This window comes from Vibrio coralliirubri (assembly GCF_024347375.1).
Classification (GTDB): Bacteria; Pseudomonadota; Gammaproteobacteria; order Enterobacterales; family Vibrionaceae; genus Vibrio; species Vibrio coralliirubri.
The window spans coordinates 3,295,152-3,311,052 of record NZ_AP025470.1 but is presented as its reverse complement, the minus strand read 5'-3'; the positions used below and the strand labels follow the sequence as shown (position 1 = coordinate 3,311,052).

Annotated in this window: 10 protein-coding genes; 9 read left to right on the top strand and 1 reads right to left on the bottom strand. The window is 46.4% G+C overall.

Translation table 11 applies throughout. The annotated features are described in order from the left end of the window. Nucleotides 1–138 precede the first annotated feature (138 nt). The 8 genes from OCV20_RS14945 (at nucleotide 139) to tldD (ending at nucleotide 11,022) form a co-directional block, all read left to right on the top strand. A complete protein-coding gene (locus OCV20_RS14945; RefSeq protein ID WP_017062957.1) occupies nucleotides 139–1,182 on the top strand; it encodes a rod shape-determining protein in 1,044 nt (347 codons plus the stop codon). Nucleotides 1,183–1,276: 94 nt separating this feature from the next. After that, on the top strand, nucleotides 1,277–2,164 hold the full coding sequence (mreC, locus tag OCV20_RS14940; RefSeq protein WP_004735927.1) for a rod shape-determining protein MreC: 888 nt from the start codon (nucleotides 1,277–1,279) through the stop codon (nucleotides 2,162–2,164). Further along, a complete protein-coding gene (gene mreD / locus OCV20_RS14935) occupies nucleotides 2,154–2,642 on the top strand; it encodes a rod shape-determining protein MreD (RefSeq protein WP_017061361.1) in 489 nt (162 codons plus the stop codon). The genes mreC and mreD overlap by 11 nt, the downstream gene beginning before the upstream one ends. A 7-nt stretch (nucleotides 2,643–2,649) precedes the next feature. Next, nucleotides 2,650–3,273, top strand: a complete 624-nt coding sequence (locus OCV20_RS14930) for a Maf family protein (protein ID WP_017066953.1) — start codon at nucleotides 2,650–2,652, stop codon at nucleotides 3,271–3,273. 20 nt (nucleotides 3,274–3,293) lie between these two features. Continuing rightward, a complete protein-coding gene (gene rng, locus OCV20_RS14925; RefSeq protein WP_017061363.1) occupies nucleotides 3,294–4,763 on the top strand; it encodes a ribonuclease G in 1,470 nt (489 codons plus the stop codon). A gap of 10 nt (nucleotides 4,764–4,773) precedes the next feature. Further along, nucleotides 4,774–8,649, top strand: a complete 3,876-nt coding sequence (locus OCV20_RS14920) for a YhdP family protein (protein WP_086773827.1) — start codon at nucleotides 4,774–4,776, stop codon at nucleotides 8,647–8,649. A 95-nt stretch (nucleotides 8,650–8,744) separates the two neighbouring features. Then, on the top strand, nucleotides 8,745–9,557 hold the full coding sequence (locus OCV20_RS14915) for a carbon-nitrogen hydrolase family protein (RefSeq protein WP_050649483.1): 813 nt from the start codon (nucleotides 8,745–8,747) through the stop codon (nucleotides 9,555–9,557). A gap of 19 nt (nucleotides 9,558–9,576) precedes the next feature. Next, on the top strand, nucleotides 9,577–11,022 hold the full coding sequence (gene tldD / locus OCV20_RS14910; protein ID WP_017061366.1) for a metalloprotease TldD: 1,446 nt from the start codon (nucleotides 9,577–9,579) through the stop codon (nucleotides 11,020–11,022). Between the two features lie 106 nt (nucleotides 11,023–11,128). On the opposite strand, the gene OCV20_RS14905 is transcribed toward tldD, so the two are convergent. Continuing rightward, nucleotides 11,129–12,508: a PhoH family protein gene (locus tag OCV20_RS14905; protein ID WP_017062953.1), complete on the bottom strand. Its 1,380-nt coding sequence runs from the start codon at nucleotides 12,506–12,508 to the stop codon at nucleotides 11,129–11,131. A gap of 466 nt (nucleotides 12,509–12,974) precedes the next feature. Here OCV20_RS14905 and rapA point away from each other — a divergent pair, with 466 nt between their 5' ends. Continuing rightward, complete coding sequence (gene rapA / locus OCV20_RS14900) at nucleotides 12,975–15,884, top strand: RNA polymerase-associated protein RapA (protein WP_086773826.1); 2,910 nt, start codon at nucleotides 12,975–12,977, stop codon at nucleotides 15,882–15,884. Nucleotides 15,885–15,901: the final 17 nt, after the last annotated feature.

Sequence of the window (15,901 nt, the reverse complement as noted above, 5' to 3'; positions counted from 1 at the left end):
TGCCCCTTAAGTTAGGAATCTGTAAGAAATTGCGGGTTTCAGTCCATGTTTGTACTTCAATGCCTTGCCGTAACAGCAAGGCATTGGTACATTTAGTGCAATTTTTGTCTTCTAATTCTTGCAGGATGAGCGAAGAATATGTTTAAAAAACTTCGTGGCATGTTTTCAAACGACCTATCGATTGATTTAGGTACAGCCAATACCCTTATTTATGTAAAAGGCCAAGGCATTGTTCTTGATGAGCCTTCAGTTGTAGCTATTCGCCAAGATCGTGCGGGTTCTGCAAAGAGTGTCGCTGCTGTTGGCCACGCTGCTAAGCAAATGCTTGGTCGTACGCCTGGTAACATTTCAGCGATCCGTCCGATGAAAGATGGTGTAATTGCCGACTTTTACGTAACGGAAAAAATGCTTCAGCACTTCATCAAACAAGTGCATGACAACAGTGTGCTTAAACCAAGTCCTCGTGTTTTGGTTTGTGTACCTTGTGGTTCAACACAGGTTGAGCGTCGTGCTATCCGTGAATCAGCGTTAGGTGCTGGTGCTCGTGAGGTTTACCTAATCGATGAGCCTATGGCTGCTGCGATTGGTGCTGGCCTACGTGTCTCTGAGCCAACAGGTTCAATGGTTGTTGATATCGGTGGTGGTACGACTGAAGTTGCGGTTATCTCACTGAACGGTGTGGTTTACTCGTCTTCTGTACGTATCGGTGGTGACCGTTTTGATGAAGCGATCATCAACTACGTTCGTCGTAACTACGGCAGCTTGATCGGTGAAGCGACAGCAGAGAAGATCAAACACGAAATCGGTTCAGCTTACCCTGGCGATGAAGTAGAAGAGATCGAAGTACGTGGTCGTAACCTTGCAGAAGGTGTGCCTCGTAGCTTTAGTCTAAACTCAAACGAAATCCTTGAAGCACTTCAAGAGCCTCTATCTGGCATCGTATCTGCAGTGATGGTTGCACTTGAACAGTGTCCACCAGAGCTGGCTTCTGATATCTCAGAAAACGGTATGGTACTAACAGGTGGTGGTGCACTGCTTAAAGATCTTGATCGTCTGTTAACAGAAGAAACAGGTATCCCTGTTGTTGTTGCAGAAGAGCCATTAACGTGTGTTGCTCTAGGTGGCGGTAAAGCTCTAGAGATGATCGACATGCACGGCGGCGATCTGTTCAGCGAAGAATAATATCTAGTGTTAGGCTCTTTTCTTATCTAGTTTTATGTAAAGAGCCTAGGACCTTGTCTATAGGATCAAATGTAGCTCTAGGACCAAATATAGAATGAAGCCAATTTTTGGTAGAGGTCCCTCTCTACAATTGCGCCTGTTTTTTGCTGTAATTTTATCAGCCAGCCTTATGCTGGCTGATAGTCGTTTAGATGCTTTCTCAAATGTTCGCTATCTATTAAACAGCATGGTTGCGCCTATTCAATATGCAGCCAACTTGCCTCGCACTATGTTCGATGGTGTTTACGACCGTTTTAGCACTCGCAAAGGGTTAATTGAATCCAACCATAATATTAAACGAGAAGTCTTGCGTCTGAAGAGCGAGCTGATTCTGCTTGAGCAATATCAAGAAGAAAACAAGCGCCTTCGTAAGCTGTTAGGCTCGCCGTTTATCCGTGATGAGAAGAAAGTCGTCACAGAAGTTATGGCGGTAGACACTTCTCCATATCGCCATCAAGTCGTGATCGACAAAGGTCAGATTGATGGGGTGTATGAGGGTCAACCGGTGATAAACGAAAAAGGCATTGTCGGCCAAGTCACTTTCGTTGCTGCTCATAATAGTCGTGTGTTACTACTCACTGATGCAAACAATGCGATCCCTGTTCAGGTTATTCGTAATGACATCCGTGTGATTGCTTCGGGCAATGGCATGATTGATGAGATCCAACTAGAGCACATTCCAACCAGTACCGATATACAAGAAGAAGATCTGTTGGTGACATCGGGTCTTGGTGGTGTATATCCAGAAGGTTATCCAGTCGCCTATGTTACTGCCGTTGATTACGACCCGAAACGTGAGTTCGCTGTGATTAAAGCAGAGCCTGTGGTTGAGTTCGATAAGCTCAGATACTTGCTGCTTGTATGGCCTGATGAAAACAAACAGATGCAAGCGGATCAATCGAGCATAGAACAAGCATTGTTAGAGGGCGAAGATGGCCAATAGCGTTTTGAGAAGCAAGGTAGTAATTTTTTGCTCATTTTTAATAGCACTGATTCTGCAGACGATCCCTTGGCCTGGTAGCTTAGATTTATTTAGACCCTCTTGGTTACTGCTGGTTACGTGTTACTGGGTTCTGGCTCTACCGCATCGTGTTAACGTGGGTAGTGCTTTGATTCTAGGCTTATTGTGGGACCTTTTGATCGGCTCTACTCTGGGTATTCGAGGCATGATGATGGCAATAGTGATGTACATTATTGCGATGAACTTCCTCGTCATTCGTAACATGGCGTTATGGCAGCAAGCGATGATCATTGCCGCGTTAACGGTCTTGTTTGAGGTGTTGATCTTCTTTGGTGAATATTTGATCCAAGATGTTGTTTTCAATCCGTTATCGTTATGGAGCGCATTGATAAACTGTATACTTTGGCCTTGGATGTTTTTATTAATGAGACGTGTGCGTCGTCATTGGCATGTGAGGTAGCGTGACGATGGAAAAGAAACATTTAGTTTTGGCATCCGGCTCTCCACGCCGCAAAGAATTGCTATCTCAACTCGGTTATGAGTTCTCTGTCCTCGTAACCGATGTTGAAGAGTGTAAACACGCTCAAGAAACCGCCGAAGAATATGTTAAGCGACTATCTTTAGATAAAGCTTTAGCTGCGTTGTCTTTATTGAAAGATAACCCTTCTGAAAGGCAGCATGTCGTTCCTAGTTCTGATACTGTAGATCATGGCTCTGATATAGTCGTTCTTGGTTCTGACACAGTCGTCGTAAGCCAAGGGCAAGTGCTTGAGAAACCGACCGATTTTGCTGACTCTAAGCGCATGCTTACTCAGTTAGCGAATGAACGTCACCAAGTGATGACGGCGGTTTCTGTGGTTTCAGAAGAAAAACAAAGAACAGAAATCATTATTACCGACGTATGGTTTAAACCCCTCAGTGAAAAAGAAATAGAACAATACTGGCAAACAGGGGAGCCATGCGATAAAGCCGGTAGCTATGGGATCCAAGGTTTGGGCGGACGTTTTGTCACCCGAATCGAAGGTAGTTATTACGCCGTTGTCGGCTTACCTTTATTTGAAACGGACCAGCTACTGCAAGAATTCTTATAATTACTAATCTGAGGTGCACCATGAGTGCTGAATTGTTGCTGAACGTGACCCCGAGTGAAACTCGTGTGGCCATGATTGAAGGGGGGGCTCTTCAAGAGATCCATGTCGAACGAGATGCTCGACGCGGTATCGTAGGAAATATCTATAAAGGACGTGTAAGCCGTGTTCTTCCGGGAATGCAGGCGGCTTTTGTGGATATAGGCCTTGAGAAAGCAGCTTTTTTACACGCCTCTGATATTGTCCCACACACTGAATGTGTCGCTGAAAACGAAAAGAAGCAATTCCAGGTTCGTGATATTTCAGAGCTTGTTCGTCAAGGGCAAGACATTGTGGTGCAAGTGGTCAAAGACCCTCTTGGTACTAAAGGTGCCCGCTTAACCACTGATATCACTCTGCCGTCTCGCTATTTGGTATTTATGCCGGGCGCAAGTCATGTTGGTGTATCTCAACGTATCGACAGCGAGTCTGAACGTAACCGCCTTAAAAAAGTCGTGTCTCGTTACTGTGACGAACATGGTGGCTTCATCATCCGCACTGCCGCAGAAGGTGCAGATTCAAATGAGTTGGCACAAGATGCCGCATTCTTGAAGCGATTATGGTTAAAAGTATTAGAGCGTCGTGGTAAGCACAAGGCGCGTACTCGTTTGTATGGTGAGCTTTGCTTAAGCCAGCGTATCTTGCGTGACTTTGTCGGTACTGAGCTGAGCAAGATTCAGGTCGATTCTCGTCTAGAATATGAAAATCTAAAAGAGTTTACCTCTGAATACGTGCCTGAGCTGACAGACAAGCTTGAGCTGTATGAAGGTGATAAGCCTATCTTTGATATGTACGATACCGAGAACGAAATTCAGCGTTCATTGGATCGTAAAGTTGAATTAAAGTCTGGTGGATATCTGATTATCGACCAAACTGAAGCGATGACCACGGTTGATATCAACACTGGCGCGTTTGTTGGTCGTCGTAATCTAGAAGAGACGATTTTCAACACCAATGTAGAAGCGACTCAAGCGATTGCTCGTCAGCTGCGTCTACGTAACTTAGGTGGCATTATCATTATCGACTTTATTGATATGTTGTCTGAGGAACATCGTAAGCGAGTACTAACTTCATTAGAGGCTGCGCTCGACAAAGACCGTGTGAAAACCAATATTAATGGCTTCACGCAGCTTGGTTTGGTTGAGATGACTCGTAAACGTACTCGTGAAAGTATTGAGCATATCCTGTGTTCGAGCTGTCCTGCTTGTGAAGGCCGCGGCAGTGTGAAGACAGTTGAAACCGTTTGTTATGAAATTCTTCGAGAGATCACGCGAGTGAACCGTGCGTACGACGCCGATAAATTTGTGGTCTATGCGGCAGCTGCCGTAGCTGAGGCGTTAGAGGGCGATGAATCTCATGCGCTTGCGGAGCTTGAAGTCTTTATTGGTAAGCAAGTTAAAATCCAGGCTGAGCCTCTGTACATACAAGAGCAGTTTGATGTTGTTATGATGTAATGGAAATTTTGTGAGCTCAAGCGTTACTCTGATTCTACGTGCATGTTTATGGTTAGTGGTTACTCTCTTAGTAACGCTAGCCATTGCCGTTACTACACTGCGTGTAGCCTTGCCCAATTTAAACAAGTATCAATCTGAAATTGAGCTTTGGGTAAACCAACACTCCGGTTTTGATTTTTCGATTCAAGACGTGGGCGGTTTTTGGCGTAACACTCACCCCTCTATTGCTCTGCAAGGCGTTAAAGCCAGCCTTCCCAATGCGGAAGATGTGAGCTTTTCTGTCGAGCGTGTTGAAGTCGAGTTTGACTTGATTCAATCGGTCGTACAGATGCGCCCAGTTGTGGCCGACTTGGTCATGAATCAAATGTATCTTGATATCCGCTCAATTGATCTGTTTGCCGGACAAAACGGCAAAGACGAACCTAAAGATCCCGGTTCCTCCAAGCGAGTGATACAAGAGCTCGATAATTTACTTCTGAAAACTTTGGTGGATGTGACCGCCAAAGATTCCACTCTGTTATATCGCACTATCTCTGATGAAGAACGTCAGCTTGATATCGAAACTCTCAAATGGCAAAACTCAGGTAAACATCACCTTGCGGAAGGTGTGGTGAGTATTAAAGACGCCAATCTAAACTCTTTGTCAGTGAGCGCTAACTTTATTGATGGCGGCTCGTTAACGGATATGACGGGTGAGTTTTATGTCAGTGCCGACAGTATCTCGGTTAAGCCTTGGTTAACTCGTTATATGCAGGCGGAATCCGGTATTGAAACGGGTACTGTGAGCTTGAATAGCTGGCTTACGCTGCGAAATAGCAAACCGGTAAGCGCTTATGTTGAGGTTTTACCCTCAGAATTGACGTGGAACGAAGATGGTGAGCATGACCTCATGCTTGAGTCCGGTGTCTTTAAGTTGTCGCCGACTGATGATGGTTGGCAAGTAAATGGTCACTCACTAAACCTCAGAACGGATGACACACCTTGGCCGGAACTCGACGTCGCGTTCAAGTGGAACCACGGTCCATGGCAACTCAACGTTTCCGAGCTGGATATTGCGACCATTACTCCATTGATTAAGCTGCTGCCTGACTCTGAACAATCAACCAAAATGATTAACGTATTGGCGCCGGGAGGCTCTGTTTCTGATATCCGTGTCTCTATGGATTCAGGAATCGACAGTTTACGTTATTCAGCCAGTTTTTCTGATCTTGCTATCGAGCAGTGGGAACTAGTCCCAGGCTTTAGCCAAGTGTCAGGTAGTGTGTTTGGTTCGGCTTCGGAAGCGAAAGCTAGCCTGCATGTTATTGATGATGTGTTCCCTTATGGTGATGTCTTCCAAGCCCCTTTGAATATCAAACAAGGTCAGGTTGATATTGTTTGGCAACAAGATGAAAACGGCTGGAAACTGTGGTCGGACAAAATCACAGCGGCAACGCCAGATTTACAAGTACTAGGCGCATTCCGCTTAGACTTTCCAAAAGATGCGAGCCCGTTTTTATCCTTCTACGGCGAAGCGGACGCTTACAATGTCGGTGAAACATGGCGTTACTTACCTACGCTGGCTCTTGGGCAAGACCTAACAGACTACCTTTCAACTGCGATTCAAGCGGGTAAAGCGGACACCGTAAAACTGTTGTGGCATGGTGATTTGTCTCAATACCCATACACTAACCACGATGGTATTTTCCAAGTCTGGGTTGGCTTAGAAGATGCGAAATTCAGCTTTGATACTGCGTGGCCATTGATTACTGACCTTCAGCTTGATCTGTTGTTTGAAAATGATGCGATGCATCTGGATTCTCGTTCCGCTCAATTGATGGATGTGACGGCAGATCGAATCACAGGACGCATTCCTTATTTAGGGGAAGGCGGCCATATTGAAATTGAAGCTAAAGCGACGGCGTCAGGCAATGCAGTGCGCGATTACATGACGTCTTCGCCACTGGTGGGTTCAGTAGGCGCAGCGTTAACCGCACTTCAAGTGAGTGGTGATGTCTCTTCTGAGTTCCAGCTTAATATTCCGTTTGATTCTGAAAAAGAAGCAAGAGCGTGGGGTTATGCCGACCTAAGTGGTAACCATGTTGAGATTGAAGCGCCACCAATGGTGCTGGAGAATACCACGGGTCGCATTGAGTTTGATAATGATGTGGTGACGGCAAATGGCCTCGCTGCGGATCTACTTAACCAAGGTATCTCGCTTGACTTTAAAGGCCTGAATGATGGCCCAGGCTATGCAGTCGATATTGATGTGTTAGGTGACTGGGACGTTAAACCTCTAGAACCTTACATTGGTGAGCAATGGTTAAGTCGCTTGTCAGGTCATGCACAATGGCAAAGCCAAATTGATATCCAGCTTAATGATATCGGCTTTACCTACCAACTAGACTTACAGTCAGATCTAAAATACTTGGCGAGTGATTACCCGTATCCTTTGGAGAAAAAATCACTAGAAAGTGGCTCTGCAAGGCTACAGGCATCGGGTAACCAAGAGACGATTACCGCGCGCCTGCAATTGCCAAACACCAAGTACCAAGCTGAGATTGATATCACAGGCGACGTGCCTGAGTTAACGGCGACCAACTTAGTGCTTGGTCGCGGTGGCTATAAAATTAGCCCAGTTGTTGGCCATCACGCACTGATTCGTACGGATAAATTCAATGCCGATGATTGGTTATCGGTTGTGATGGAACCGGTCAAGCCTTCAACGGCTGTGCTTAGCCAAATGAACACGCCAACCATTCCAGCGCCAAGCCGTATTACCTTTGAGAGTAAAGAGCTGATCTTGGGTGGTATCTCTTGGAATGATGTCGATTTTAGTGCTCGCAAGAACAAACAAGCGTGGCAAATGGAAGTGTCTAGCCAAGAGCTAGAAGGGGATATTAACTACCTGCCACCTTACGATTTGACGGTTTCACTGGATCGTCTGCATCTGTTTGTTCCTGAATGGAGTGATAAGAACAACCAAGATCAGCAACTGCTGCAACGCAAAGAACAAGCTGCGCCATTGATCTCCAAATTGGATAGAAAGATCCACGATGCGATGCCAAACTTGACCTTGACGTTGAACGACTTTTGGCTACAAGGCTACAAGGTTGGTAAGGTCGATGTTGAAATGACGAGGAACGAAGACCGTATCGAGTGGAACAAAATCCAGGTTCGAAGTGGTGGCAACAAAGCGGATGTGAGTGGCTGGTGGGAACTGCAAGGTGACAAGAGTCATTCATCGTTAACCGTTGATGTAGAAGGTGAAAACAACAGCGAACTCATGGAGCGCTTTGGTATTACTTCCGGGATTCAAAAAGCGCCATTTGCGTTGGAAGGCCAACTAAATTGGGACGGCTCGCCTTGGGGGATCAAAATGGATACCCTTGATGGCAACGTTAAAACTAAGTTTGGTAAAGGCATTATCTCAGATGTGAGCGGCGCTGCTCGATTGCTTGGTCTGTTTAGCCTAGATTCGATCATCCGTAAGATGCAGCTCGATTTCTCGGACGTGTTTGATAAAGGTATGGCATTTAACAGCATCACAGGCACTGGCGAGATTCAAAATGGCATCTTCCTGACCAATGATCTGAATATGGATGCGGTCGCCGGTGAGATGAAGATCAAAGGTATCGCTAACCTCAACACGCGTCAGGTTGATGCTGAGGTGAACTTTACCCCAGATATTACCTCGGGGATTCCTGTATTAACTGCCTTTGCGGTAACCCCTCAAACGGCGCTGTACGTCTTGGCGGTGACCACGGTTATATCGCCAGTGGTTGAAGTCTTTACCCAAGTTAATTACTCGGTGAAAGGGCCATTGGATTCACCAACGGTGAGCGAGCTTTCTCGTAGCTCCGGCGAGTTTCAGCTACCAGAGAAGCTGAGAAAATTAGCCGAATAGGCCTTAAATTAGCCGAAAAGACCATAGTATCCTAATCAGCGAATATACGGTGAAATGCTGATTTCTGAATCATAATGAATGGAGGAGCGATACACATGGATTGTGTTGGGTTGATTCAAATGACATCTGGCCCCAGCCCTGAATTGAACTTTGAGTACCTTGCTCAAGAAGTAGCAAAGTGCAAAGAGTTAGGGGCTAAGTGGGTTGTGTGCCCTGAAAACGCGTTAGTCTTTGGCAGTAAAGCCGACTATCACCAGTATGCTGAGCCTGTAAATGATGGCCCACTGCAAAAGAAAATCTCTGAGCTAGCAAAGCTTCATAGAATTTGGATCGTTATTGGTAGCATGCCGATAAGCACAACTAACGGCGTGACGACCACAACCTTGGTGATTGATGATTTTGGTTGCCTCGTTGCTCATTACGACAAGCTACACATGTTTGATGTGGATGTCGCTGACGCACATAAGTGTTATCGAGAGTCGGATATTTTCACTCCGGGCAACCAAGTTGTGACAGCGGAAACGCCTTTTGGTCGCTTAGGTTTGAGTATTTGTTATGATGTGCGCTTTCCACACTTGTATTCAGAGTTACGTAAGCAAGGAGCACAAATCATTGTGGTGCCTGCGGCTTTTACAGCGGTAACGGGTCAAGCGCACTGGGAAGCACTGTTAAGATGCCGCGCGATTGAAACACAGTCGTGGATTGTCGCGGTAGGTCAAGGCGGAAAACACCCTTGCCAAAGAGAAACATGGGGACACTCAATGGTGGTTGATCCATGGGGACGAGTGGTCGCACAGTTAGACCAAGATCCTAAAAGTATGGTGGTTGAGATAGACACATCCAGTTGCGAGTCCATTAGGCAAAATATGCCCATCGCGCAACACTCTCGATTTACCAATCAATTTTAATTACAAACAAGAGCCATCTATGAGCATTAATCAAATTGAAGAAGCGCTACTGAACCCGACAGGGCTTACGGAGCAAAATATCGCAGATACATTGGCGAGCATTGCTACCCGCCAAATTGATTATGCTGATATCTATTTTCAGTCAAGCTGGCACGAATCTTTAGTGCTAGAAGACAGCATTATTAAAGACGGCTCTTTCAATATCGATTGCGGTGTTGGTGTTCGTGCAGTATCTGGTGAAAAGACCGGTTTTGCTTACTCTGACCAAATCCAACTGGATGGTCTGAAGCAGAGCGCAATTGCGGCTCGTGGTATCGCTAAACAAGGTCAAAACGGCAAGGTTCAAGCGTTCAAACGCAACTCTAACCAAGCTTACTATGATGCAGTTAACCCGCTAGCGAGCTGGGAAAAACAGCAGAAAACAGAATTACTAAAATCATTAGATGCTTACATTCGCACTAAAGAACCGATGGTGACTGAAGTCTCGGTGAGCCTAAGTGGTGTGCATGAGCAGATGCTGGTTGCTGCTACTGATGGCACTTACGCTGGTGATATTCGTCCGCTGGTTCGCTTGTCTATTAGTGTGCTTGCACAGAAGGGCGATCGTCGTGAGCGTGGTAGCGCTGGTGGTGGTGGCCGTTTTGGTTACGACTTCTTCCTAAGCGATGATAAAGGCACTCAGGTTGCTTACCAATTTGCTGATGAAGCGATTCGCCAAGCATTAGTTAACCTCGAAGCGGTTGCAGCGCCTGCTGGTGCAATGCCTGTGGTTCTTGGTTCTGGTTGGCCGGGCGTTCTGCTGCATGAAGCGGTAGGCCACGGTTTAGAAGGCGACTTCAACCGTAAAGAGTCATCAGTATTCTCTGGTAAAGTTGGTGAGCAAGTAACTTCAAGCCTATGTACGATTGTCGATGACGGCACATTAACGGATCTACGCGGTTCATTGAACGTCGATGATGAAGGTGTTAACGGTCAGTACAATACGCTAATCGAAAACGGCATCCTAAAAGGTTACATGCAAGATAAGCTGAACGCTCGTCTAATGGGTGTAGCACCGACAGGTAATGGTCGTCGTGAGTCTTACGCGCATCTTCCAATGCCACGTATGACGAATACATACATGCTACCGGGCGAACACACGCCGGAAGAGATCATCGCAACGGTTGAGAAAGGTATCTACGCACCGAACTTCGGTGGCGGTCAGGTCGATATCACATCAGGTAAGTTTGTATTCTCAGCTTCTGAAGCGTACATGATTGAAAACGGTAAGATCACTCACCCAGTGAAAGGCGCGACGCTAATCGGTTCTGGTATCGAAGCAATGCAGCAGGTGTCTATGGTGGGTAACGACCTAAGCATCGACCGTGGTGTGGGTGTGTGTGGTAAGGCTGGTCAAAGTGTGCCAGTGGGTGTTGGTCAACCAACATTGAAACTAGACTCGCTAACCGTTGGTGGTACTGAGTAAAGCAGACTAGCCTCTGAAACATCACTATAAAGATAAATTGAAAAGCGCCTCCAATGTGAGGCGCTTTTTGTTTTTAGATTACGGATTCAGTGAGCGTATAGAGTCACTACATGTTCTCTTCCGCAAACTCAGCCAGTCGGCTACGCACCACACCATTGAGGTGGATGTTGGCACTGCCTTCGAAGTTTTTAAAACGCTCAACCATGTAGGTTAAGCCTGAAGTCACAGGGGTTAGGTAGGAAGAATCTATCTGCGCTAGGTTACCTGAGCAGACGATCTTAGTACCTTCACCACAACGGGTGATGATGGTTTTGATTTGTGAAGCTGTGAGGTTCTGACACTCATCCAAAAGCACAAATGCATTCTGAATCGAGCGGCCACGCATGAAGTTGATTGATTTGAACTGGATATTGGCTTTGTCACAGATGTATTTCATCGAGCCTTCTGTGCAGTGGTCGTTCTTGTGCAGTGCTTCCAGTGTATCGGTCACTGCGGCTAACCAAGGCAACATCTTCTCTTCCTCTGTACCCGGAAGGAAACCTATCGATTCACCAATATCAGGGGTGTTTCGGGTTACGATGATCTTATCGAACTGTTTACGTTCAATGGTTTGTTCAAGTGCAGCAGCCATGGCTAACAGCGTCTTACCACTACCCGCTGCGCCAGTGAGAATCACAAGATCAATATCAGGGTCGAGCAGCGCATCTATCGCCATGCCTTGATAAACGTTCTTTGGTGTGATGTCCCATGCTCTGCGATTCATCAGCCTTTCGCGGCTGAGGTCTCTCAGTGTAATGCTTTCCGGCTCAATCTCCTCGACTCGAGCGGCAAAATCACTTTCTTCGTCAATCACATATTGGTTGAGGAAGGTTGGCTCGAACGGCGCTCTTGCTAAGGTGTGTAGCGTCTTTCCGCCTAGGCTTCTGCTCTCGACATTATCGATACCATCCCAAAATGAGCCTTCCAGTTGTTGGAAGCCTTTGGTGAGGTATTGGATATCATCGATTAGTTGGTCAGTTTGGTAATCTTCAACAAAGCGGACACCAGCGCCTTTGGCCCGCAAACGCATGTTGATGTCTTTGGTGATGAGAACCACTTCGCGAGGCGCGCGTTTATTTTGAAGATAGAGGACTGCGTTGAGGATTCGGTTATCGCCTGCCTTGTCATCGGCGAAGGCTTTGATGCTTTCTTGAAGTTCGTAGTCAGCGAGTATTGAAATACTGCCAGATGCGTTTATGTCTTTAGAAAAAGGGATGCCTTCCGATATTTGGTCTGGTGTGGCTTCCCTGAACAGGTCTTCGAGCGTTCGAATCGCAATTCTTGCGTCTCGAGCAACATCTCTCTTACTGTCTTTGATTCTGTCGAGTTCTTCTAGCACTGTCATGGGGATAACGACATCGTGCTCTTGGAAAGAAAATATAGCGAAGGGTTCGTGAAGTAGAATATTGGTGTCTAAAACAAATAGCTTCCGGTTGGTCTCGCCCATAGCATCTCCTTGCCGACGTGCGGCTTGCCTTGCATTCATTGAACGTAGATAAAGCTCATATAAAGATTAGTATCTGATTCTGGTGATAGTCAACTACTCACCTAAACTTCATCTAGAGGAATAGCACCATATCGTTACGAGTGAACATGGCGTATTCGTTTGAGAGCAGCAATCTGCTACCTATAGATTAACCATGAATTTTTGACAGTTTGATTGCACTGGCGAAAACAGAAAAAAAGCATGAAATCATCTCCTTTAGGCGTGACCTAAATCACAGCATCGAGTAAGATTAGCGACCTTTTTCTGCACCATTTTCTCGAGATATTTATTATTGAGAGCGCACTTAAAAAGTGGCTGCAAACTAGACATTTTTGGCTATATTTTTAGTTCAGGAGCGATAACGTTCTTGTTTGAAACTGCAGTTAAGAAGACCAAATTCCAACTATAAGATTGAGGTAGTCGATTCATGACATTTGCTTTGGGGCAACGCTGGATAAGCGATACGGAGAGCGATTTAGGTTTAGGTACCGTTGTAGCAATGGATGCTCGCACAGTGACACTAATGTTTGCAGCGTCAGAAGAAAACCGTGTTTATGCACGTACTGATGCTCCCGTAACCCGAGTAACGTTTAATGTAGGCGATGTCATCGAATGCCAAGAAGGTTGGTCTCTGTCTGTCGAAGAAGTTATCGAAGACAAAGGGCTGCTAACCTACTTAGGTACTCGCGAAGATACCCAAGAAACAGAAGTCACCCTGCGTGAAATCTTCTTAAGCAACCAGATCCGCTTTAACAAACCACAAGACAAGCTGTACGCGGGTCAAATCGACCGTATGGATAACTTTGTATTGCGTTACCGAGCGCTGAGCAACCAGTACCAACAACACAAGAGCCCTATGCGTGGCTTGTGTGGTATGCGTGCTGGCTTGATCCCTCACCAACTATACATCGCTCATGAAGTGGGTCGTCGTCACGCTCCGCGTGTTTTACTTGCCGATGAAGTTGGCCTAGGTAAAACCATCGAAGCGGGCATGATCATCCACCAACAGGTGCTGTCTGGCCGTGCTGAACGCATTCTGATTGTGGTTCCTGAAACTCTACAACACCAATGGTTAGTAGAGATGATGCGCCGTTTCAACCTGCATTTTTCTATCTTCGATGAAGAGCGTTGTATTGAAGCGTTTGCTGAATCAGACAACCCATTTGATACCCAGCAATACGTTCTGTGTTCTTTGGATTTCCTACGTAAGAGTCGTAAGCGCTACGAGCAAGCACTTGAAGGCGAGTGGGACTTGTTGGTTGTCGATGAAGCGCATCACCTTGAGTGGAGCCAAGACAAACCAAGCCGTGAATACCAAGTGGTTGAAGGCTTAGCGGAAAATACGTCTGGTGTGCTACTACTAACAGCAACGCCTGAACAACTAGGTCGTGAGAGTCACTTTGCACGTCTGCGTCTGCTTGATCCTGATCGCTTCTATGATTACGAAGCATTCGTTGAAGAAGAAGACCAATACGCGCCGGTTGCTGATGCAGTAACGGCATTGTTCTCCGGCGTGAAGCTTGAAAACAGCGCGAAGAACCAGATTACTGAACTGCTTTCTGAGCAAGATGTAGAGCCTCTATTCCGCGTTATCGAAGGTGATAGCAGCGAAGAAGAGCAAGCCTTAGCTCGCCAAGAACTGATTGATAACCTTATGGATCGCCATGGTACTGGCCGTGTTCTTTTCAGAAACACACGTGCTGCAATCAAAGGCTTCCCTAAGCGTAATGTAAACCTACTGCCGATGGAGATTCCAACGCAGTACACAACCTCAATGCGTGTATCTGGCATGATCGGTGGCAAGATGGCTCCCGAAGCTCGTGCAATGAAGATGCTTTACCCAGAAGAGATCTTCCAAGAGTTTGAAGGTGAAGATTCAAGCTGGTGGCAGTTCGATTCACGCGTTAACTGGTTGATTGAAAAGATCCAAGACAAGCGCAGCGAGAAGATCCTAGTGATCGCCTCTCGTGCAAGTACGGCTTTGCAATTAGAGCAAGCACTGCGTGAGCGTGAAGGTGTGCGTGCAACCGTATTCCACGAAGGCATGTCGATTCTAGAGCGTGACAAAGCTGCGGCTTACTTTGCTCAAGAAGAGGGTGGCGCTCAGGTTCTTATCTGTAGTGAAATCGGCTCTGAAGGTCGTAACTTCCAGTTCGCTAACCAATTAGTGATGTTTGATCTACCGTTCAACCCAGACTTGCTTGAGCAACGTATTGGTCGCTTGGACCGTATTGGTCAGCTACGTGATATCGACATTCATGTTCCTTACCTAAAAGGTACATCACAGGCGATTCTTGCGCGTTGGTTCGATGAAGGTCTGAACGCATTTGCAGAGACGTGCCCAACGGGTCGCACGGTTTACGATAAGTACTCAGATGTTCTTATCGAGATGCTGGCTTCTGGCAACACAGAGCAACTTGATGAAGTGATTGAAGAGTCTGCCAAGCTAAACCAAAGCCTGAAATCAGCTCTAGAAAAAGGCCGTGATCGCCTACTAGAGATGCACTCAAACGGCGGTGACAAAGCGCATGAAATTGCAGAAAAGATCGCGTCGACTGACGGCGATACTAACCTAGTGACGTTTGCATTGAGCCTGTTCGATACGATTGGCTTGAACCAAGACGACAAGGGTGAAAATGCGTTGGTTGTGACGCCATCTGAGCACATGATGGTACCAAGCTACCCAGGCTTACCATACGAAGGCGCAACCATCACGTTTGATCGTGATACTGCGCTTTCTCGTGAAGACATGAACTTCATTAGCTGGGAACATCCGATGATTCAGGGCGGTATTGATCTGCTACTGAGTGAAGGTGTTGGTGCATCAGCGGTATCGCTACTGAAGAACAAAGCGCTGCCAGTGGGTACTATCCTGCTTGAGCTGGTTTACCTTGTGGATGCGCAAGCACCGAAACGCAGCGGTATCAGCCAGTTCTTACCTAAGACGCCAATTCGTTTGATGATGGATGGCCGTGGTAATGACTTATCAGCTCAGGTTGAGTTCGACAGCTTTAACCGTCAATTAAGCCCTGTAAACCGTCACCTAGCGAGCAAGCTAGTTAATTCGGTACAAGGTGAAATTCACAAGCTAATCGAAGCGGGTGAGACGCACGTACTTCCTAAAGTGGAAGAAGTGCGTGAACAAGCTCAACGAGATATGCAGACTAACCTGAACGGTGAGTTAGAGCGTTTACAAGCGCTTAAAGCCGTGAACCCTAATATTCGTGATGAAGAGCTAGAGGTAATCGAAGCTCAAATCAATGAACTGACTGGTTACATCAGCAAAGCTCAGGTTCAGCTAGATTCATTACGCTTGATTGTGGTTTCTCACAACTAGTTTTGAATTAGCGAGAT